General features: G+C 61.4%; 20 protein-coding genes. 4 read left to right on the forward strand and 16 right to left on the reverse strand.

Going from position 1 to position 21,614, the window contains the following annotated elements:
- Positions 1–31: 31 nt before the first annotated feature.
- Positions 32–1,246 (forward strand): patatin-like phospholipase family protein, encoded by a 1,215-nt coding sequence (locus tag G9473_RS06650; protein WP_291137555.1) that lies wholly within the window; start codon positions 32–34, stop codon positions 1,244–1,246.
- Between the two features lies 1 nt (position 1,247).
- Here the strand turns inward: G9473_RS06650 and G9473_RS06655 are convergent, their stop codons facing one another.
- The 7 genes from G9473_RS06655 to G9473_RS06685 all read right to left on the reverse strand — a co-directional run bounded on the left by G9473_RS06655 (position 1,248) and on the right by G9473_RS06685 (position 13,208).
- Positions 1,248–2,057, reverse strand: a complete 810-nt coding sequence (locus G9473_RS06655) for a hypothetical protein (protein WP_291137558.1) — start codon at positions 2,055–2,057, stop codon at positions 1,248–1,250.
- 448 nt (positions 2,058–2,505) lie between these two features.
- The gene (locus G9473_RS06660; protein WP_291137561.1) at positions 2,506–5,442 is read right to left on the reverse strand and encodes a CHAT domain-containing tetratricopeptide repeat protein; all 2,937 of its coding nucleotides are present in this window, start codon (positions 5,440–5,442) and stop codon (positions 2,506–2,508) included.
- Between the two features lie 941 nt (positions 5,443–6,383).
- Complete coding sequence (locus tag G9473_RS06665; RefSeq protein ID WP_051699725.1) at positions 6,384–7,025, reverse strand: cation diffusion facilitator family transporter; 642 nt, start codon at positions 7,023–7,025, stop codon at positions 6,384–6,386.
- A 73-nt stretch (positions 7,026–7,098) separates the two neighbouring features.
- Positions 7,099–7,521 (reverse strand): hypothetical protein, encoded by a 423-nt coding sequence (locus G9473_RS06670; RefSeq protein WP_247271578.1) that lies wholly within the window; start codon positions 7,519–7,521, stop codon positions 7,099–7,101.
- 35 nt (positions 7,522–7,556) lie between these two features.
- Positions 7,557–10,799, reverse strand: a complete 3,243-nt coding sequence (locus G9473_RS06675; RefSeq protein WP_051699723.1) for a CusA/CzcA family heavy metal efflux RND transporter — start codon at positions 10,797–10,799, stop codon at positions 7,557–7,559.
- 43 nt (positions 10,800–10,842) lie between these two features.
- Positions 10,843–11,988 carry an efflux RND transporter periplasmic adaptor subunit gene (locus tag G9473_RS06680; RefSeq protein WP_034953556.1) on the reverse strand — a complete coding sequence of 382 codons (1,146 nt, stop codon included), beginning with the start codon at positions 11,986–11,988 and terminating at the stop codon, positions 10,843–10,845.
- A gap of 11 nt (positions 11,989–11,999) precedes the next feature.
- Entirely contained in the window at positions 12,000–13,208 is a 1,209-nt protein-coding gene (locus G9473_RS06685) for a TolC family protein (protein ID WP_234715556.1), read from the reverse strand.
- Positions 13,209–13,443: 235 nt separating this feature from the next.
- On the opposite strand from G9473_RS06685, the gene G9473_RS06690 reads away from it, so the two are divergent.
- Positions 13,444–13,752, forward strand: coding sequence for a hypothetical protein (locus tag G9473_RS06690; protein ID WP_034953554.1), 309 nt, complete (start codon positions 13,444–13,446; stop codon positions 13,750–13,752).
- Here the strand turns inward: G9473_RS06690 and G9473_RS06695 are convergent.
- Both G9473_RS06695 and G9473_RS06700 read right to left on the reverse strand, forming a co-directional pair.
- Positions 13,726–14,100 (reverse strand): DUF3703 domain-containing protein, encoded by a 375-nt coding sequence (locus tag G9473_RS06695; RefSeq protein ID WP_234715557.1) that lies wholly within the window; start codon positions 14,098–14,100, stop codon positions 13,726–13,728. The two genes, G9473_RS06690 and G9473_RS06695, sit on opposite strands and share 27 nt — an antisense overlap.
- Positions 14,097–14,735 carry a cation transporter gene (locus tag G9473_RS06700; protein ID WP_034953552.1) on the reverse strand — a complete coding sequence of 213 codons (639 nt, stop codon included), beginning with the start codon at positions 14,733–14,735 and terminating at the stop codon, positions 14,097–14,099. Before G9473_RS06700 ends, G9473_RS06695 begins: the two co-directional genes overlap by 4 nt.
- A gap of 125 nt (positions 14,736–14,860) precedes the next feature.
- On the opposite strand from G9473_RS06700, the gene G9473_RS06705 reads away from it, so the two are divergent.
- Positions 14,861–15,259: a MerR family DNA-binding protein gene (locus tag G9473_RS06705; RefSeq protein ID WP_234715559.1), complete on the forward strand. Its 399-nt coding sequence runs from the start codon at positions 14,861–14,863 to the stop codon at positions 15,257–15,259.
- 157 nt (positions 15,260–15,416) lie between these two features.
- Positions 15,417–15,857, forward strand: a complete 441-nt coding sequence (locus G9473_RS06710) for a hypothetical protein (RefSeq protein ID WP_034953550.1) — start codon at positions 15,417–15,419, stop codon at positions 15,855–15,857.
- Between the two features lie 30 nt (positions 15,858–15,887).
- Here the strand turns inward: G9473_RS06710 and G9473_RS06715 are convergent, their stop codons facing one another.
- The 7 genes from G9473_RS06715 to G9473_RS06745 all read right to left on the reverse strand — a co-directional run bounded on the left by G9473_RS06715 (position 15,888) and on the right by G9473_RS06745 (position 21,594).
- The gene (locus G9473_RS06715) at positions 15,888–16,601 is read right to left on the reverse strand and encodes a PepSY domain-containing protein (RefSeq protein WP_247271579.1); all 714 of its coding nucleotides are present in this window, start codon (positions 16,599–16,601) and stop codon (positions 15,888–15,890) included.
- 30 nt (positions 16,602–16,631) lie between these two features.
- A complete protein-coding gene (locus tag G9473_RS06720; RefSeq protein WP_247271580.1) occupies positions 16,632–17,150 on the reverse strand; it encodes a nuclear transport factor 2 family protein in 519 nt (172 codons plus the stop codon).
- A 26-nt stretch (positions 17,151–17,176) separates the two neighbouring features.
- Complete coding sequence (locus G9473_RS06725) at positions 17,177–18,433, reverse strand: copper resistance protein B (RefSeq protein ID WP_291137583.1); 1,257 nt, start codon at positions 18,431–18,433, stop codon at positions 17,177–17,179.
- A complete protein-coding gene (locus tag G9473_RS06730; RefSeq protein WP_034953547.1) occupies positions 18,430–20,238 on the reverse strand; it encodes a copper resistance system multicopper oxidase in 1,809 nt (602 codons plus the stop codon). Before G9473_RS06730 ends, G9473_RS06725 begins: the two co-directional genes overlap by 4 nt.
- A gap of 55 nt (positions 20,239–20,293) precedes the next feature.
- Entirely contained in the window at positions 20,294–20,731 is a 438-nt protein-coding gene (locus G9473_RS06735; protein ID WP_234715561.1) for an RNA polymerase sigma factor, read from the reverse strand.
- Positions 20,732–20,860: 129 nt separating this feature from the next.
- On the reverse strand, positions 20,861–21,295 hold the full coding sequence (locus G9473_RS06740; protein ID WP_034953545.1) for a periplasmic heavy metal sensor: 435 nt from the start codon (positions 21,293–21,295) through the stop codon (positions 20,861–20,863).
- Positions 21,296–21,297: 2 nt separating this feature from the next.
- Positions 21,298–21,594: a hypothetical protein gene (locus tag G9473_RS06745; protein WP_034953544.1), complete on the reverse strand. Its 297-nt coding sequence runs from the start codon at positions 21,592–21,594 to the stop codon at positions 21,298–21,300.
- Positions 21,595–21,614: the final 20 nt, after the last annotated feature.

Here is a 21,614-nt window from a genome sequence, read left to right on the forward strand (position 1 = left end):
GACCCGTGACCGCGAACCCCTTCAGGTGACGATGACAACTTCCCCAACCGCCATGGCCCTGCCCCGCCGGGCGCGCTCGACCCTTCGCGGCGCAAGATCGCCGCTGCTCGGCCTGCTGTGCATCCTCGCATCGGCCTGCGCAGGGATGGAGCGCATCGAATACACCGAGCCCGCCTCGGCCAGCGCGGCGATCCTGCCCGGCGAGGACGATGCCTCGGCCGTCCGCTTCTGGGCCGGGAACGACCGGGCGCGCTACGATGCGTGGATCGCCGAGGTCTATTCCGACCGCAAGGCGAGCGGGCTGCCCGAGCCGGAGAACATGCTCGTCATATCGGGCGGCTCCGACAAGGGCGCCTATACGGCGGGGCTGCTCAATTCATGGAGCGAAAAGGGCTCGCGGCCGCAATTCGATCTCGTCACCGGGGTAAGCACGGGCGCGCTGATCGCGCCCTTCGCCTTTCTTGGGTCGTCGCAGGATGCGACGCTCAAGGAGATCTACACAGGCATCGGGCCGGGCGACATCTATCGCAGCCGCCCGTTCGGCATCCTGTTCGGCAAGTCGGCCCTCGCCCGGACCGAGCCGCTGCAGGAGCTGATCGCGAAATACACCACGCGCGATTTTCTCGAACGCATCGCGGCGGAACATCGCAAGGGGCGGCGCCTGCTGGTGATGACGACGCAGCTCGACAGCGGGCGCGGGATGATCTGGGACATGGGCGCGATCGCCGCGCGCGGGACGCCGCGGGGCGATGCGCTGTTCCGGCAGGTGCTGCTCGCCTCGGCGAGCATTCCGGGGGTCTTCCCGCCGGTCTTCATCGAGGCGAACGACGGCACGCGCAGCTTCGAGGAAATGCACGTCGACGGCGGTGTCGTCAGCAGCTTCTTCGTCCTGCCGCTCGAACTACTCGAACGCCGGCTCCATTCCCGCGCTGGAAAGCGCAACATCTGGATCCTCTACAACGGGCGGCTCCAGCCCAAGTTCGAGGTCGTCGGGGCGGATGCCCTCTCGATCCTCCAGCGCTCGATCGATGTGACGCTGACCTCGCATGACCAGACCTTCCTCACCGGCCTGCGGCTTTTCGGCGAGCGCAACGGCGTGCGGGTCGCGCTGTGCGGGATCGAGGACGACATCGCGGCCGAGGACGCGGAAATCTTCGATACCGAGCGGATGAACCAGTTCTACGAGATGGGACGCGACAGCGCCGCCGAGGACGAGGGATGTCTCGACCGGGAATTCGAATTCTAGGTCAGAAGCGGTAGGCGAAGCCGATCAGCGGGCCGGTGATCGTGATGTCGAGATCGATCGGCGGGCCATTGCCGATCGCCGGGCTCTGCCGGTCGACGCTCAATGTCTTGTAGACCAGCTGGAGCGAGGCCTTGTCGGAAAGCGAATGGGACACCCCCGCGACCGCGTTCCAGCTGAATTCCGATCCCGCTCCGAAACCGCCGATATCGCCCTGCACCAGCAGCCGCCAGTCGCGCGCGAATTCGTGCTGGTAGCGCGCGCCGACGATCGGATCGGTCCATTCGTCGCCGGTGACGATGGTGTCGTCGAAGAAGAAGGTTTCGATCGCGATCGCGACATCCGCGTCCCAGCGCCGGATACCCGCATAAAGATCGATCGCATCGCTGCCCGCGTCGATCCGGCGGACCAGCGTCAGCTCGAGCACCTCGGCATCGATGTCCGCGTCCACGTCGCCGATCACGATATCGACCCCGGCCCCGAGATTGGCGAAGATGTAATCGGTCGAGATGCCCCAGCCTGACTTGTGGCGCGCCTCACCGTGGATCAGCCCGCCGAACTCGAACACGTCGAGCAGGTCGCCCGCATCGAGCGCGAAGTCGAGCCCCTGCGCCGAGGTGCCGATATTGCCGGTCACTGTCGGTATCCAGACATAGGGGCTCACTATGAAGGTGAGGTCCTTGTCGCCCTTCGGCGGTGCCGTTTCGACGCTGCCGCGATCCTGCCGGGGTGCGGCATCGTCCGCCCCTTCGATCCCGGCCCCCGACGACGGTGCCGCGAGCGTCTCGTCACCGGAGGACGAGGTCGCGGCCAAGGCCCGATCGAGGGGCTGCGGGGCGATTGGCGATCCCGAAGCCGCTGCCGGGAAAGCGGTGCACAGGATGCTTGCGACAAGTGCGGAACGGCCGACCCCGCGCAGTCTTGGCGAAGGACGGCCCATCTATTCGCCCCCCCGCTCGGCCTCAGGCTCCGCGGGCTCCCAGACGTAGCGAACCGTGCCTTCGGCGTCGGCGGCTCCAACGAGAAGCACCACCAGCGGCAAAGCAATCGATCTCATCTGCGCCTGCTCCCAAACATGCACGGGCCAGTTCAGAATGAGAGCGATGGCACAGGCTGTGCAAGATCGGTCATGCCCAATATGGGGCGGCGGCGGAGCGGAGTCCGACTGGTGTGGCTCTCGGGGTCGTTATCGGATCAGCGGTTTTTGGCCAGCGCGAACCGTTTCCAGACCGACACCCGGCAAGCCCGTCGCCGGGGCAGGCCTACCGTCCCTCACCCACCAGTGCGAAGGGCGCCCAGACCGCCGGGTGCGCAGCGTCCAGCTTCGGGTCCGTCCGAACCTGCAGAATGCTCTCCTGCAGGGCGCGCGCGCGTGTGAGCCCCTGCGCGTTCATCCGCACGGCGCGCGAGGCGAGTTCCGCAGCGACGTCGTCGTAGACCGGCCAATGGCTCACCAGCAGCGTCGACGCCCCCGCCATGAAGAACGAGCGCACCAGCCCCGAGAACCCGCCTTCGCCCGCGCGGTCGGACGGCGCGGCGGTGTTGCAGGCGGACAGGATAGCCCAGCGCACCGAAGAAAGGTCGAGCCCGATCACCTCGGCCGCCGAAAGATAGCCGTCGTCAAGCTCGCTCGATTGCGCGGGCGGCGTGAAGATGAGGCCTGGCTCGGCCAGGCCCTGGCTTTGCGCGGCAGTCACCCCGTGGGTCGCCAGATGGAGGATTTCCACGCCGGTAAAGTCGGTTCGCTTGATCCGGGCCTCGGTCATCGAGTCGTCGTAGAATACCAGGTCGCCCGGAGCGTCGAGCCCGCTGCGCACCGCTTCGACTTCGCGGCGCGTACCGGGCAGGCGCGGCATCGCCCGCACGAGTTCGGGATCGATGGTGGAGCGGGCCTCGACGCCTTCGCCTGAAGGAATGAAGGCGGCCGGATCGATCGCACGCAACACCGCTCCGCCGACCCCGCGCAAAGCGGCCTCGCCTGCAAGCAGGGGATCGCCAAAGCCCGAATAGGCCGGATTGCCGGAACCGGCGCCGCCCTCTTTTTCCTTGAGCCTGCGCCGCAATGTGTCCGAACCGCGCAGCAATTCAAGGGTTTCGAGCGTCGGCAGCTGGATCAGCGCGAAGGCGTCGGACAGCCACGCCGCCTCTCGCAGGACCGCCGGATCGTTGTAATCCGCGCCTTCAGGCGGCGCCTCGGTAAGCAGGACCGCGGGAGGCAGCGTCGAGAGCGATCCGTGCGCGATGTAATAGAGATGGGTCTGCCCATCCATCGCGTGCGCCACCGGTTCGATCAGCCGCGTGTAAAGCTCGTGCGAAAGGGCCATGTCGAAATAGCCCAGCCGACCCGAGCCATCGACGCTCAGCCCCGCGCGCAACTCTTCGACGATGGACTGCACTTCCCGGGCGGTCATGTCGGAACGGTTCCAGGCGATGGAAGCGTTGCTCCAGGCCACGACATGCGTGGCGGTGGGACCGGGCACGATCATGAGCACGACTTCGTCATCCTCGAGGAGGAAATCGAGCACGTAGGATTCGACCGCGCCCTTGTTCAGCACGTTGAAAAAGCCCGGCGACGTCATCTCGATCAAGGCCTGGTCTTCCCGGATGAACGCTTCTGCCAGTTCCAGACGGTAATGCAGGTTCGCCCTTTTCCTGATCGCTTCGTCCGACCCGCCGAAGGTCTCGAACAGCCGGCGCTCCAGGTCGAGGCGCTCGGCGGATTCCTTTTCCCAGGATGCAAGGAGCGCCTCGTTGCCGTCGAGCGCCGCGCGCAAACGGGCCTGCGCCAGCGCGACCGGACCGGAAGTCGGCCTACGCATCGCGTCCTGCAGCGCGATCAGCGCGCTCTTGGGACCGGTCGGATACGGGCGATCATAGGCATCGGACCCTTCCGGTTCAGTCCTTCGCGGGTTGAACCACATCGCCTCGGCGCGCAGGAAATTGGTTTCGAAGAAGGGCAGATCGCGCTGGTCGGCGCGCCTTGCGGATACCCCCTTGCCCAGCATCAGCATCTTGAAGCGATGGGAAGCGGAGCCCCGCACCCGCGTGCGGGTGAAGGGGCGATGCGCGGGCTCGAGCTTTTCGAGCGAAAAATTGGCCCTCCACAGCCTCTTGACCAGATCCTCGCTCGATCCCTCGTGCCGCAGTTCCAGCTCGTAGGCCCGGATCCGCGCGTTGACGGTTTCCGGGTCGTCGTCGCCGAATGTCCGGAATGCCGTGCGATAGAGCCCGGTCGCAATCCGCAGCGCACGCTCGGGTTCGCCGGTCTTCTCCAGCACGTCGACATAGGTCTGCGCAGCGGCGATCGTATCGGGGTGCTGAAGTCCGACCTTCTTTTCGTACGCGCCGATGAAGTACTCTATCTGGCGGCGCGCCTCTTCGTAACGCCCCAGCGATGCAAGCAGGCTCGCGTAGTTGTGCCACAGGGCCAGCGTGCCGAGATGGGCGCGTCCGAAAGCCTCGTCATGCGCCAGAAGGGCTTCCTCCGTGTACCTGAGCGCCTCTTCGTCATTGCCCTGCTGGAAATGAGCGACGCCCAGATTGGCCGCGACGGGGATCGTCAGGGGCGATTGCTGGCCATGGGCCGAGATGGTCAACTCGAGCGCTTCGAGCAGCAGGGGGATCGCTTCGGCTGCGCGGCCCGTGAAGAGCAGTCCTTCGATATAGCGTTGCCGCGCGGCCAGTGCTTCGGGATGGGTGAGGCCAAGGGCGCTGTCGAGAATGTCCATCGCGCGCGCAAAGCGGAACATCGCCTTCTGGCCTTCGCCGTGGGCGAGCTGCGCGGCGCCGGCCATCTCGAAGGCGCGGCCGGTGCGCACGTCTTTCTCACCGAAAGCGGCGATGCTGTCCTTGATCAGCGCGTCGCTGTCGGCCTGCGTCGTGTTGAGATATCCCGCTTCGAGCCGGGCGCTGAGATCGACCAGCCTTGCCTGAAGCGCGTCGGGGTGCGTCGCCTTGCGGACGGAGAGGACGTAATCGCGGTAGGCCCGCGCGTGTTCATACGCGCCGCGCGGATCGAGCGCTGCGTTCGCTTCGCCGATCCGGCGGGCAAAGTCCTCGACGCGGGCCTGGAAACCTGATCCGCCATCCTGGGCTTCTGGTCCCGTGTCGCTCGCGTCCTGCGCGAGCGCCGGTGCGCCCCATCCGGCCAGGCACAAAACCAGTGCCAACAGGGCCGTGCGCCATGTCGCAAAGTCCATTTGAGTGCAGCCCCCGATGAAACACGCCGCGATCTGGCGATTACCTTGCGGCGATAGGCCTACCGATTCCCGTATGCAAATATCGGGACAGGGCGATCCCGAAGCTTCTGGTTGGTCAAGCTGTCGAGCGCAACGGATCGATCGATGGCGCTCACTGGCATCATGCCGAGTCTTCACCCAATCCGTGACGTAGGATCCTTCAGAGGAAGCAGCGTAAAGCAGTCAGTCCGCAACCCAAAGCATCGCTCCGAGAGCGGGCTTACGGCCAACGACCCAATGGTAAGGTTGGGCCGAGCGTGATGTCAGGATAGGGCCTTTAACGGATTGACCGCTTTCAGCGGTCCAATGCCCACTAGGCTGCCCTGTTCGCAAGAAAGGGAGCGGTTTACCCCGATTCCGCAACCCATTGAAATGAAGGGTGTGTCTCTCTGCCGAGTTTACACCGGAAACCGCAGAAACGCGCCATTGTCGGGAGCTTGGGAAGCCTACCACCCGCCAAGTTGGTAGCGGAGGAGGGAACGAGAAGGAGTGCATAAGCCCCTGATAAACAAAGACCCTTTATTTCTCCGTCCCGAAAATACCCCCAGCGATACCCCCAACCACCGGTGGTTGCGGTAACCAGTTCATCCTCCGCGACGAACCGATTCCCTAGTATAAATTGGCCGGCATCTCACCTTCATTACGGCAGGGCTCCTGCCCCTTGATGGACCGTCCACCATGTCAAAACTCGGCAGAAGAACCGATGTTTCCCACGCGCGTAAGCCAGACCGCGAGCTAAACAATTTCAGCCAGCGCCGAGCATGCCTGTCTTGGTCCCATGGTGCTTTGAGTGACCTCGCTGAACCACACTGAACACTGAAGTACTGGCCGCGATAGTCGCGAAGCGCACTTCGTGCAGTGGAATTTATCTCGATTGTCGGGTCACCGACTTCGCTAGCGCCTCATGGCTCGCGGAACGCATCACCCCTGTGATGTTCCGTCCCCTCTTCATCGTGCTTATCCATATGCGCGTCTCGCAGGATATCGATGCCGCCGTAAAGAGCGATCCCCGCAACGGCGACACCGACAACAAGATCGGGCCAGTTCGAGCCTGTCAGCATGACAATGATCCCTGCCAGAATAATGCCACCGTTGGCGACGAAGTCGTTAAAGCTGAAGGTTGTTGCAGCGCGTAAGTTGACGTCCTTTTGCTGCAGCTTCTGAAGCAGGCGAAGGCAAACTAGGTTCACCACCGCAGCAACCGCGGCCATGGCCATCATCATGATGCCGCCCGGTTCCGATCCCTCCACAAAACGTCGGATAGCATCGGCGATCACGCCTCCTGCGAGCACGAGAAGAAGAATGCCTGACAAGCGCGCGGCGTTTCTTTTCCATGTGCGTGTTCGTGTAAGCGCGAGGAGGCTCAGGACGTAGACGAGGGCGTCAGAGGAGTTGTCCAGTCCATTGGCGATGAGGGCGTTCGAGTCGGCGAAATAGCCGAAAATAAAGAAGCCTACGGCCAGCGCGACATTGAGCCAGAGAACGACCCATAGCGTTCTTCGCTTGTCTGCGGTTTCAAGATGCAGCTCGCCTTCGCCGCTCATTCCGAACCTCCTAAATCGTACTCCCCAACCTCAGTCTCACACGTGCAAGCCGGTAGCGGTGAGCAATTTTCAATCAATGCCCGCTCTGCCCTTTGGGCGCTTTGAGCGACGTGGCCGGGCAGCGATGGAAAATACGCGCCACACCGCGATAATTGCGCGTGACCAACCGCTCGGAACTGCGCTCTTCGATGGTGAGATGACGAACCCTCATCGGCCGTTCGTGCCCTGCGAATGGCATATGCGCGTGGGTATAGGCGATTGCATCGCCCTCATCCCGCCAGATACGCAGGGCAGCAGGCGCTCCGTCCGGAAGCTGCACTTCTGCGTAATAGCCATCTGCAAAGAATACCCATGCCGGACCGGATTCGCACGACGCCGTTTCCCCTAGGCTCCACACTCCGGCGAGAGGCGCTGGTGTGACATCGTTTTGTGCCAGGGCCGGACCGACCATCATGCCAGGGCCGGCGAGCGCTACTGCTATCTTGAATTTTCTCATCTTTTTTCACCTTCAATCCAACTTCTCGCCTTGCGTCACGTTTCTTGCAGCGGACGAGACGGCGCTTCGATGGTCTCGCCATCATCCGGAGCGGCTGCTTGCTGCAATGTCTTCCTAAAGATCAGGCTGACAATGGCGGGTAGAACGAACAGCGTCAGCGCGGTTGCGGTAATCAAGCCGCCGATCACCACGGTAGCGAGCGGTCGCTGCACTTCGGCTCCAGTCCCGGTGGCCAGTGCCATGGGGACGAAACCAAGCGACGCGACGAGCGCTGTCATCAGGACCGGGCGAAGACGCGCCAGGGCACCATCGACGATCGCATCGCTCAGCTCCAGCCCCCGCTCCAAACGTTGTTTGATGGCAGTGATCATCACGAGGCCATTGAGCGTGGCCACGCCGGACAAAGCGATGAAGCCCACGGCTGAGGAAATCGAGAACGGCATGCCGCGAAGCGCGAGGAAAAACACACCGCCGGCCAAAGCCAGCGGGATCGCGCTGAACACCGCCAAGGCTGACGTCCAACTCCCCACTGCCGCATAGAGGAGCAAAAGGATCACCGCGAAAGCGAGCGGAACCACGATGAAGAGGCGTTGCTGTGCCTGCTGCAGGTTCTGGTATTGCCCGCCCCATTCGATGAACGAGGCCGACGGCAGATCGACGTTTGCCGCCACTTCCGCCTGGGCCTCGTTGACGAAGGAACCGAGGTCGCGTTCGCGCACATTGGCGGAAACGATTACCAATCTGCGGCCCTGCTCTCGCCGAACTTCCGCGAGACCGTCAACCACCTCGAAGTCTGCAACCGCGCGCAATGGAACGCTGTCTCCATTCGGGAGTGCGATCGGCAAGGTTCCGAGCTGATCGAAATCGTTGCGATCGGCATCGGACAACCGAACCACGATATCGAACCGGCGGTCACCCTCGAACACCAGTCCGGCTTCACGGCCACCAAGCGCCACAGCCACCGACTGCGCCACATCTTCTACCGTCAGTCCGTATCGGCCGATTGTCGCTCGGTCGAACGCGATGTCGAGCGTTGGGAAACCCGAGACCTGCTGAACCTTCACGTCGGCTGCGCCCTCTATACCATTAAGGATCGCCGCAACTTCGTTGGCCGAAGACGTCATGGCGGTGAGATCGTCACCATAAAGTTTCACGGCGACATCACCGCGCACACCGGCGATCAGTTCGTTGAAGCGCAGTTCGATCGGTTGGCTGAATTCGTAGAGATTGCCGACGAGGTCGCCGAGCGCTTCTTCCATCTCGCTAACGAGATCATCCTTGGAAAGCGAGGGGTCTGGCCACTCGTTTCTCGGCTTGAGGATGACATAGGCGTCCGAGATATTCGGCGGCATCGGATCGGTCGCGACTTCGGCCGTCCCGGTCCGGGAGAAGACCAGTTCGACCTGCGGAAACTGCTTGAGACGGCCTTCGACCTGCTTTTGCATATCGAGTGAACGCTCGAGCGGGGTTGAAGGTATACGCAGCGATTGAACCGCCAAATCCCTCTCATCGAGCTGCGGCGTGAACTCACTCCCCAGAAAGGTGAAGACCAGCGCCGCGAGTGCAAATACTCCTACACCCGTCCCGATTACCGGCCACGGGCGAGCGAGCGCCTTGCGTAGCAGGGGCCCATAGCGCTCTTTGGCCAAGCGGATCGGCTTCATTTCCGTCTCGCTCACCTTTTTATTCAGCAAAAGTGCAATCATTGCCGGCACAAAGGTGAGCGAGAGGATGAAGGCCGATGCCAGCGCGAGCATCACGGTGATGGCCATGGGCGAAAAGGTCTTGCCTTCGACCCCGCTGAAGGTGAGCAAGGGGGCGAAGACAAGCAGGATGATCGCTTGCCCATAGACCGTCGGTTTGATCATTTCCTGTGCGGCAAGGCGTGTCTCGACGAGCCGCTCCGACAGGGTTAGCAGACGGCCCTCATGCTCCTGCCTGGCGGCAAGACGGGCGATACTGTTCTCAACGATGATGACGGCGCCATCGACGATCAGCCCGAAATCGAGCGCGCCAAGGCTCATCAGATTGCCCGATACGCCCAGCCGGTTCATGCCAATGGCTGCCATCAGCATAGAAAGCGGGATCACCAGTGCGGCTATGATCGCGGCACGAATATTGCCGAGCAGCAGAAACAGGATCACGATGACCAGCAGCGCACCCTCGGTCAGGTTGTTGCGCACAGTCCTGATCGTCGCGTCCACCAGAGTGGAGCGATTGTAGACGATTTCCACCGTCACTCCTAAGGGCAGCGACCCGCGCACTTCTTCCAGTCGCTCGGCGGCACCGGCGGCGACCGTGCGGCTATTTTCGCCCGCGCGCATCAACACTGTGCCGATGACTGCCTCTTCACCGTTGAGCGAACCTGCGCCTGTTCGCAGATCACCGCCCACTTCAACCGTGGCAATATCGGCCACGCGAATGGGAATGCCCTCGCGTGTCGCGACAACGGCCTGTTTGATATCTTCAACGGTACCCAGCCGTGCATCGACCCGGGCGAGCAAGGCCTCCCCTGCGCGCTCGACGAAGTTCGCACCTTCGGCTTGGTTCGCGGCTTCAAGCGCCGTGATGACCTGCTCGATTGAAACGTCGTAGCCCGCGAGGCGATCTGGATCGGGCTGCACAAGATACTGTTTTACGTAGCCACCAATCGTATCGACGCCCGCAACTCCATCGGCCGATCGCATGAGCGGAGCTACAATCCAGTCCTGAACAGTACGCAGGTATGCCGCTCTCGCCACCTCGGTATCCAGCACCTCACCGTCATCGGTGACGAAGCTTCCATCGGGTTGCCATCCCATCGGTCCGCCGCTCGGCGTATCGTTGCCGTAGGCCCCATCGAACTCGACGGTGTACATCAGGACTTCACCGAGCCCGGTGGAGATTGGCCCCATCGAAGGTTCGGCACCCTCAGGCAGCGAGGCGGCAAGTGTAGCAAGCCTTTCTTCCACCTGCGTCCGCGCGAAATAGAGGTCGGTGCCCTCCTCGAAAATCGCGGTTACCTGGCTGAACCCGTTGCGAGAGATCGAGCGGGTCATCTCCAGCCCTTCGATACCCGCCATGCCGGTTTCGACCGGGAAGGTAACCTGCGTTTCGATTTGCGAGGGAGAGAGTGCCGGAGCCTCGGTGTTGATCTGCACTTGCACATTGGTGATGTCGGGCACCGCATCGATCGGCAGACGCGCGAGGTTGAATGCACCCCAGATCGCGACGCCGAGAGCGATAACCACAACTGCCCAACGGTAGCGAACCGACAGATCGAGGATAGAACCGATCATTCCTGATCGGTGCTGCTGGTCGGGCGCGAGCGGAGAAGGACTATCAATGGCCATGCTCGGCTTCCTCCTTTCCGAGTTCGGCCTTCAAGAGGAATGCGTTCCGAGTGGCGATCCTCTGACCCTCTCGCAGGCCCGACCTTATCTGGATACGCCCCGCTGACCTTGCCCCGGTCGTCACCGGCATTGCCTGGAATCCGCTTGCCATGCGAACGAAGACGACCTGGCGGCCTTCGACCATCTGCACAGCCTCTTCCGGAACGGAAATCGCGGCAACATCGGCCTCATCCGACGGTCGGATCCGGGCTTGCAAGAACGCGCCCGGACGCAGTTCCGGCACCCCTCCCCGCAGCGCAATGATAGCGGTAGCGCTGCGGCTCTCCGGATCGAGTGCGGGTGTTACCGAACGCACGCGCCCTCCGATCTCGCGGCCCTGCCCCAATTCGAGCGTGGCCTCATCGCCAGGACTGATCCTTGCCGCATCATTGGCGGGTAGCGCCACTTGCACCTGCAACCCACTGGCATTGACGACCTGAAACAGCTCATCGCCAGCAGAGACATAGGCTCCGAGCACGATTTGGGCGCTTGTGACCTGGCCGGAAATCGGACTGGTCACGGCAAGCGAGCGTCCGTTGCCACCAACGCCTGCGGCGGCGGCAGCCGCCTGCGCCCGCGACAATTCTGCTCGCGCGACCTGGAGGTTGGCCTGCGCAGCTTCGAGATCCTGCCGCGCCGTCACATTCGCTTCGAACAGCCGGCGCTCACGGTCATAGAGCGCTGACAATTCACCCACGCGCGCTCGTGCTGCCGCGACTTGCGATGCAAGAGCGGCGGCATCGGCACTCTCGATACTCGCGATCGTCTCGCCCTTACGGACATAGTCGCCAAGCGTCTTGTTGACGCTGCGAACAACTCCGGATGCACGCGCGTCGATCCGCGCGCTCGCGTTCGGAGCGGCGGCAACGGTCGCCGGGAACACCAACTCGGTGGCGGAGCCTGCCTCGACCGTCTCGATATCGATCGACGAGGCTTCGATCTGCTGGTCGCTGATCGGCACGATCCCTTCTGGGGCATCGGCAACCTCGCTGTGCTCGTCTTCGGAATGGTCCTCGGAATCATTAGGCCAGAAGGCCCAAATGGCGGCAGTCGCGAGAAGAACGACCGCGACGGCTATGAGAATGTTACGTTTCATGGGAATGGACCTCACTCTGCAGTGAGCCAGATGAGGCGGGCGGCAAGTACGCCTCGCGTCTCTTCTGCCTGTATCAAGTTTTCACGGATGGCATCCCGCGCCTCGGCGGCGGCCAGAACTTCGATCAGTGGAAACCGCCCATTGCGGTATCCAATCTCGACCAGTCGAAGCGCTTCCTCGGCTTGCGGAAGGCTCGCGCGTGACAAGGTTTCAACCCTTGTCTCGGCAGAACGATAAAGCGTCAGGGTGCGCTCAAATTCCAGTCGATAATCGGCTTCGACAATCGCTTCCTGTGCCTGCGCAGCACGCGCCTGCGCTTCGGCGGCAGCGATATTGCCTTGATTGCGGTTGCCGAAAGGAAGCGGGATCGTAACGCCGACAATAAAGGCCTGGTCGTTGCTGCCTTCGAAGCGCCGCACTCCTGCCATGACACTCGGGTCCGGCACACGAAGCGATCGTTCGCGAGCGATCTCAGCCTGCGCGAGTTCGGTGCGAGCACCTGCCAACCGCAACGGCAGCGGATCAGATGCATCATTCGGAGCGACGGGTGGGCTAATGTCAGGGAAAGAAGACGCGACACGCCAGGGTTCTTCTGTGGGCACCCACAGCGCAGTGAGGGCCTGGCTCGAAGCAATCTCGTCAGCTTCGGCAGCCTGCAATTGCGCTTCCGCTTCGGCAAGCGATGCCTGGGCTCGCATGGCCCGTAAAGGAGGCTCTCGCCCGACCTCGACCAGCACGGTTGCGATACGCGCAAGTTCGCGATTGCGCTCGACGATTTCACGCGCGAGTTCGACGCGTTGTCCAGCGGCGACTGCCGCAATGTAGCGCTCTCTCACGGCCAGCGCGAGTTCAGCGGTCGACATATCCCGGCGAACCCCAGCAATCCTCGCCGATGCTTCCGCGCTTCCGATGCGCGCGCGGCGCTTCCCGCCAAGCTCGATCTGCTGTGCGAAGCCCAGCGTATACTCGCTGGACTGGAGACCGGAAAACGCTCCGGTTCCCGCGACATTCTCCGCCTCGAAGCTCAGCTCCGGATTGGGTCGCAGCCGCGCCTGCGTGATGGCTGCGCGCGCTGCTTCTTCCTCCGCTAAAGGCCCGTAGACCCTCGGATTGACAGAGGCTGCGTCTTCCGCGCCTGTACCAACGCCAGCGCGTTCAAGCGCTTCGTCGAGCGTAATCGTGTTTTGTGCCCATGTTTGCGAGCCGATGGACGCGGCCATAAGTGCCGCGGCCAGTGCAATGCACCGCATTTCGTATCTCCTGACTGAAACCTGGCGAGCGAGATTGCGCTCGCCACAAAAAAGGTCTCGGTCAGGCCTTCGGGGGCTGTTTGGGTACGGACGGCATGCGCGACGCCAGGGATGCTACACGCAGCGGTCGCTTCAACGTTTCTCGATGCCAGAAAGCGTTTGATACGAGGTTGCCAACTTCGCTCAAATTGAAACTGCAATTGTGATGGTGGCCACCCGCGTGGTCCTGCCGGGTCTGATCATCATCAGGGACGTCGGCATCGAAGTGCTCTGCGCCATGCGCGTAGACATGGTCGGCGGCGTGCGCAAACGTCTCTCCCTGTTCGGCATGCACATCGGGCACCATCAGCAGATTGCTGAAAAGGAGCGCGACAAACGCAAGAAAAGGCAAGATAAGACGTCGCATTACGGCGCCGCTACTAGGGTTTCGGCACGCATGGTGCAAGAAACTATTCTGGCAAGGTTGTTTGGGAGTTTGCTCATGTCGTTATCGCCTATGGACCTGGTCAGGTAGCGAGAATATTTCTGCAAGGTCATCCGGGTACGGCATCGGCGTGAAGGCATTAACGTTGGACCGTCCCGTGTTACCCCAAGGCAGCCTGCCCGTAATATTGCCGAGCGGCGCCAGAACCAGTCGCACGAACTGTCCGAGAGCTTCGCCGATCTCCCCTTGTGTGAGAGCAAACCTGAGCATCGCAATATGCGATCGGATATGCTGCCAGAAAAATGCCTGACCGAGGATGTGCTCGCGCTCAAGTGCCCTCCACGCCGCGTCACAATTGCCTACCTGTTTTGCCTTTTCGAAAGCGGCTCTTTCGATTTCGATCAACGAGAGGATCTGTTCCTTTGCCATGATGGTCATCGGCTTTCCCCTCTTTCTAGATGAAGGCGCTCAGACCTAAGCTCAGACATCGCCTGCCGCGCGATGGCGATGGACGACCGGAGGAACAAGCCTGCCAGCATGATTGCCACGAGCAAATCCGGCAAAGCACTCGCGGTCGCGGCGACAAGAAGGCCCGCGACGATCACGGCGACATTGCCAATCGCGTCATTACGCGAACACAGCCAGACCGAGCGGACATTGCTGTCGCCGTCGCGCCATTTGAGCAGGATGATGACGCTTGCAACATTCGCGCCGAGCGCGAGCAGTGCGACCAAGCTCATGGTCTGCGCTTCGGGCGGCACGCCTTCTGCAAACCGCAACGCTGTCATTCCAAGAACTGTGATGGCGATAAGCGCGAGCGAGCCGCTTTTGATCAAGGAGGCCATAGCTCTGGTTCGAATGGATGCGCCGATCACAGCCAGGCTAAGGCCATAAGTCGCGGCGTCCCCAGCGAAGTCGAGGGCATCGGCTTTCAGAGCTTGCGAGCCGGAGGCCATACCGGCCCACATCTCGATAACGAACATGGTCGCATTGATCGCGATCACTATGATCAAGGCCCGCTTGTAGGCCGGTGACAGCCCATCGAACACTTTCTCTTCGCAGCAGCCTGACATTGTTCTTTCTTCCCGAGTCGTAATGACAGGCAGCTTGATACAAGCTACAGTGACTGTAGCTTCAAGCGAGAAATGGTAAGTCTATGAAATCTATATCAATTGGGGAGCTTTCGAAGCGATCCGGCGTGAAGATCACGACGGTACGCTACTACGAGCGCGTGGGACTAATGACGAAACCCGAGCGCAGCGCCGGCGGGCAGAGAATGTACCGCGAAGATGATGTAAAGCGCATCAGCTTCATTAAGCATTCTCGCCATTTGGGCTTTTCTCTGGATGCCATTCGCGAGATGCTACAGCTTCAAACCACCCCAGCGATGGATTGTTCTACGGCGAACGAGATCGCTGAAACGCAGCTTGCGCTTGTCCGACAGCGCATCGCGCAACTCACATCTCTCGAAAAAGAGCTGGAGCGTATCGCCAAAGCTTGCGGCGGTGGGGCCGCAGCGGATTGCAAGGTTATCGAAGCTCTCGGCGATCACAGCCAATGTGACACCGAGCGGCACGAGAAGGTCGAGGGGCTCTGAGCGCTCGGCAGATCCGACACGTTCGGCATAAAACGCGATCTCCCAAACCATTGTTCGTCTATTATCTAAAGAAAGACAGGCTCGGGCAGCACCGAAGTAGCCAATCCGATCAACTTGTAGTTGACGGTTAACGGCCCTCGGGACACGCTAATGGGCGATGGGACGAACGACTTGGCTTTTCCTGATTCTCGGCTCCCTGATTTCGTTTGTCTGGGAAAGCTACCAGATGCCGTTCTTTGAATCAGGTAGTTTGACTTCCTACCAACAGACGATCCGTTGTGGGATTGCCAGCCTGGGCGATGGGGTCATCCTGTTGGCAGCTCATCGCCTAGCCGTTTTCATTGGCGGAGCTGATTGGTGGGCCAGCTCGCGCAAATCTGCATATTTTACCTATTTCGGCTTCGGTCTCGCCGTTGCGGTGTTGGTAGAACTGATCGCCACATCGTTACCGCCCGATAGTGTCTTCGCGTGGCGATATAGCCGATTGATGCCGATCGACCCTGTTTTAGGCTTGGCGCTCGTACCGATAGCCATGTGGGTGATTGTTCCCGGAGTGACCCTGGTTCTGGTGCGTTTTACCACAGCCAGGACCGTCTGAGCCACCATTCGAGCGCCGCAGGTTTGTCGGCTACCTCTTTCTAACCCGCAGCCTTGGCATTCGGTTTGCAAGGAGAACAAAGCCCGACAGGGCCATGACCGTGCCGCCTATACCAAACAGGAGCAGCCACCAGCTGTTGATGCGGTCACGCTGGGTCCAATCCATGATGTGCAAGCCCCAGATGAAATCGAACAGGCGCCAGGTATCGCTGCGTGCCGCCCCGACTGTACCACTCGAAGCATCGACATAGATGCGTGTGGAAGCCTCGTCCCCGTATGTGACCTGCCAAGCCGGAAAAGGTCCGCGAAATTCTGTCCCCACTGGCTCGTCAACAAGTCGCGCGGACTCGATCGTCGTTCGAGGTCCAGTCCAGGCGCGCAGGGCAACCGATTTCGCTGTCTCAGCCGAGATTGGCGAGAGTTTTCGCCCGGTCGCCGGATCGTGCAGGCTAACGCTTCCGTCGATCAGTTGGATCTCTGTTACCGCTTCGCCATCGAGCGAACGCATCGTCACAGCAGCAAGGTTGCCCTTGTTTGCGACCCAGGCAGGGAGCGGGGCGTCGGCAGACAGCGCTTGTGGTTCACGCGAAACGACGTGCTCGGAGCGAACCTCCTTGATATCGAGAAACGACATCAAGGCACCGGTTCCCATCCACAATAGAACCTGAAGACCGACCAAAATCGCCAGCCACTTGTGAATCTTGCTGCCCAGCACATGCAGGCGCAGCTTTACCGAACGCGTCACCAAGCTTCGCTACCCTCCCAGCTTTTACTTTCAGTTCCGCGGTGCTCGCGATGACGAATGGTACTGCACAATTTTCCAGCCCGAAGCATCGTGCGAGAGTACCGATGTCGCAACACCATCACGATCGAATACGCGCCCATCCTCCAGCTCGATCCGATACCCGTAAGTTTCATAGCCATAAGCCATATGCCCCATACGCGTCACGGTCAGCGTCGGATCGGAAAAGGTGAAGCTCTTGATCGCATGAAGCTCGGGGCCGAGATGATGCTCCATATAGTTTGCGAAGCTACCCTCTGCCTTGCCGTTTTCGAAAATTGCGGACGATTCCGCGAAGAGCGCGGACATCGCGTCGGCATCGCGTGCTTCCAGGGCAGTGCGATAGGCCTTCAGCACATCTTCCGCTCCCGCAACATCGTCGACAGAAGCGTCCATGGCTTGCATCGGGTGGCCTGCATGGGATGAATGATCCATCTGCTGCGCCGATGCAGCCGTTGGCATCAGCGCAAGTGCGAGCGCGGTCGATACGATCCGTGTGACAGCCTTGTTCATTTTTCTTGTATTCCTTCTCTATACATTCAGAACCAGAACCTTACGCCGACGACATAATTGGTGACGCTTGGATCCTCTCCGACGGCCCGCGCAAAATCCTCGCTGCCGCCGATGCGCCATTCCTGCGAAACGCCGACATAGGGTGCGAACTCACGTGCGAACTCGTATCGCAGACGCAGGCCCGCCTCGATCCGGTCGAGACCGGCACCGATGCCCAGCTCCGAAATGTCCTGCGCAGAAAGCGCGAGTTCGGCTCTCGGTTGGAGGATCAGTCGCTGCGTGATGCGCTGGTCGAGTTCAGCCTCGATCCGTGCGATCACATCGCCTTTGGTGGAGACGAAAACTGCGGCATCGACTTCGAACTGGTAAGGCGCGAGCCCTTGGATACCGATCACTGCATGGGTGCGCTCGGGGCCAGTCAGATCCTGGCGGACACCGGCTTGAAAATCGAAGAAGGGTGCAATGGCGCGGCTCCAGAGCGCCTGGACCTCGGCACCCTCGATGGACTCCCCGAAGCTGCCCTCGCCTTCCGACTTGAACCAGAACTTGTCGATATCGCCGCCATAATAGCCCTGAACATCCCAAAGATAACCGTCGCCCCCTTCGCGGGCGCGGAATTCTAGCCGGTCGCCCTGGAACCAGAATTGGATGCCACCATCGGTCTCGCGGATGAGTTCGCGCCGCGCTTCGTCCATGGCGTCCTCGCCCCAGATAGAAGCTGCCGCACGCGCGGGGCCGCTACCTGCCTCGGGAGGAGGCGGCAGCAACCGGATATCATCGTCCGAGCCCATCTGCATCGCCGAGTGGTCCATGCCCTGCATGTCCTGCGTGCCCGTCTGCCCATGGTTCATCTGGCTATGATCCATCTGCCCGTGATCCATCGACGAGCTGTCGGCGTCCGCCTGCGGCATCGAGCCGTGATCCATTTCCGCGTGGCCCGCGGAGGACGAACTTGGACCGGCAGCATCCATCGGCATCGTCATGCTCGACTGATCATCCTGAGCGGTCATCGAACCATGATCCATGGTAGAATGATCTATGCTAGGGTGGTCCGTGGCAGCTTCAGGCTGGGCAGCGGGTCCGCATCCATCTTCGGCTACCTGATGCCCCATCGCGCGATGGGGCTCGGCTTCTTGCTCGCACTTTGTCTTGGCAGCGGCCTGCGGCCCGGCACCCTTCTGCTGCGCCGTTGCTGAATGATTGTGATCCTGCGCCGCGGCGGGCACCGCAACAACTGAAACGGCCGCAACCGAGGCGAGCGAGCTAAAGACAGGAGTCTTCATGCTGTGCTCCCATCTGGGTTGGCAACGGTAACGATTTGAAACATACCGGCATGCATGTGGTAGAGTAGGTGACAGTGGAAAGCCCAGTCGCCCGTCTCGTCCGCCGTCAGGTCGAACTGCGCGCTGCCGCCCGGCTGCACGACAACCGTGTGTTTGAGCGGTTGGCGGTCTCCAGGCGCGCCATTGACCAATTCGAAAAAATGGCCGTGGAGGTGGATGGGGTGCGCCATCATCGTATCGTTGATTAGCTTCACGCGCACGCGCTCGTTATAGGCAAAGCGGATCGGTTCGTCGGAGACGGCGGAGAACTTCTTGCCGTCGAACGACCACATGTAGCGCTCCATGTTGCCGGTGAGGTGTATTTCCATCCGCCGTGAAGGAGTTCGCGGATCCTTGTTCGGCACCAGTGCGCGAAGCTTGCGGTAGTCGAGCGTTCGATGGGGAACATCGGCAAGACCGATGCCGGGATCGCCCATTCGGTCGACCGGATTCATCGACACCATGTCGAGACCCGGCCCCACCTTCACATCGGGCGGCAAGCGCGAGGTATCGCGCATTTTCATGCCCGACATGCCGGCCATGCCAACCATTTCGGTATCGCCGGAGGAACCGTGATCCATCCCCGCCATGTCGCCGCCATTGCCGTGGTCCATTCCCGACATGCCGGCATCGCCGCCCGAGCCGTGATCCATACCGCTCATTCCCATGTCTGCCATGGTCAAGAGCGGCGGATCGCGCAGGGGCGGAATTGCGGCGCGCGCACCGGGTGCGCTCGCAAGCGTGGCGATCCCCATGCCCGAGCGGTCCATGGATTCCGCCACCAGTGTGTAAGCTTGTTGTTCGCCCGGCGTAACGACGACATCATATGTCTCGGCAACGCCAATCTGGAACTCGTCGACCTCGACCGGTTCGACATCCTTCCCGTCCGCCTGCACGACAGTCATCGGCAGGCCGGGAATACGGATGTTGAAGAAGGTCATGGCGCCGGCATTGATGAAGCGCAGCCGCACGCGTTCGCCAGGCCGGAAAAGGTATTCCAGATTGTCGAGCGGGCCATGACCGTTGAGAAGGTAGGTGTAAGCCGCGCTCGACACGTCGAGGATGTCGGTCGGCATCATGCGCATTTTCGCCCACATCCGGCGATCCTCACCCGAAAGCGGGTAGTCGTCGGTCCAGGTGTTCTGATTGTAGTTGAAGTAGCCTTCGCCCTTCTTCAGTTTGTCGAAAATCGTGTGCGGGGACATGGCGCTGAACTCGCTCAGAACCACGATATATTCGCGGTCAGCCTGAACCGGATCGGGCCCTTCCGGATCGACCACGATCGCGCCGTAGTGTCCGGCCTGTTCCTGCAGGCCGCTATGCGAGTGCCACCAATAGGTGCCCGCCTGACGAACCGGGAATTCTGCGGTGAAGGTTTCTCCCGGCTTGACGCCGGGGAAGCTCACGCCCGGCACGCCATCTAGCTGAAACGGCACGAGCAGGCCATGCCAGTGGATCGAGGTATCTTCCTGGAGTTGGTTGTGCACATTGAGCCGGACTGTCGTACCTTCCTGCAAGCGCAACAGCGGGCCGGGGATAGTGCCGTTGACGGCAATGGCACCGCCGCGCCTGTTACCCGTCGCGAAGGCCGACCGCGCAACGGTGAGGTCGATATTCGGCCCGGACACTTCGTCCAGCCCTTTGCGGGCATTTCCCGCCGAGATATCCGCGCCGCGCGCCCAAGCGGGCATGGCGCCGCTGAGACCAAGCAAGCCCAAGCCGCCAGCGCTTGTGCCGAGGAATTTTCTGCGATTTACGATTGTCATCCTAAAAAGGCTCCTGAGGGGTTTCCTTCCGTTACGAACGGAAGGACCTAATCCCTCAGAACTTCTCGAATTTTTCGCGCAGGCGCTGCCTTGCCCGGTAGACGCGGGTCTCGATCGCTTTCTCGCTCACGCCTAGCAGACTTGCCGCTTCTGCCTGGCTGCGCCCATCGATACTCACCAGCACAAGGGCTTCGCGCAGCCGGACCGGGAGCCGTTCGATTTCGGCTCTAAGCAAGCTCAGTTCCTGACGGGCCGCCGCGCGGTTTTCCGGATCGGGACTTTCATCCGCGACGAGAGCTGCATCGTCTGCCGACACCAGTCCAAAGTAACGTTTCGCTTTTCTGGTTCTGAGCCGGTCGCGGCACTTATTGAGGACCACCGTAGTCAGATAGGGGCCGACTGGTCTTTCAGGGTCGAGGCGATGCCTCGCGACCCAAACCGATGCCAGGCCGTCCTGGACAGCGTCTTCGCCCTGTGGTTGGCTTCCAAGCATACGCGTCGCGAGGGTCAGCAGTCGGCCAATATGTGGCTCAACCAGCGCAGTGAACGCGGCTCTGCTTCCCTCGACAGACTGCCGGACCAACTCCTGCTCGTGGTCGCTTCCGTGCGAAGACACGGTCGATCAGTCGCGCGGAGCGTTGGTCAGAGCATCGGAGACCTGACGGTCGAACAAAAGCTTTTGGTCCGGGTCGAGCAGTTCGCGCATATCGAAGACATGGCGCACGGTCGCTTTCTGGAGTGCGCCCATCTTCTCGTGGACGTCATCGATCGCGGCGCTCACTTCGGGGCCGTATTCGTGTTCGGCCTCCATTGCCCTTGCGAGCCGGGCATTGGCCGCGCGCAGCGAGGCTTCCAGTTCTGATTTTTCTACGGCATAGCGGCTTTCCAAGGCTTCAAGCCGTGAGTTTTGCTCGGGGCTAAGCTCTAGTTCATCATGAACGAACTGGTGCAATCCGCCGCTTGGTTCCCCGTCGCGCCAATAATCCGATGCAAAGGCACCGAGGCAACCAGCGAGCGCTGCAAGCAGGATGGCGAAGAGTATATGCTGCGTCTTCAATTCTAGCGCCCGCCTTCCAGAAGGGCTGCCGGAGACAGCCTTTCGCCGGAATCAAAACTGGCGACAGCAAGCTTTGCCGAAGCATCGAGGTTGCGCGGGACCTCACTCGCTCCGAACCCTGCGCCCAGACCGACGACGAACAATCCGGAGAAAAGCGCTGCGCGCCGGCGCCTCTCAGCGATTACGCCCAACTCTCCAGCCCGGTGCCACACCCCATCCATGAGCTGATGGGGGTCGCTCGAACCGGTTTGCTGAGCCAGCGATGCCAGCGCGGCATCGAAAGAAGGGTGCTTGGTCATGTTATACTCTTTGTAGCGAT

The sequence above is a fragment of the Erythrobacter sp. genome (genome assembly GCF_011765465.1).
Classification (GTDB): Bacteria; Pseudomonadota; Alphaproteobacteria; order Sphingomonadales; family Sphingomonadaceae; genus Erythrobacter.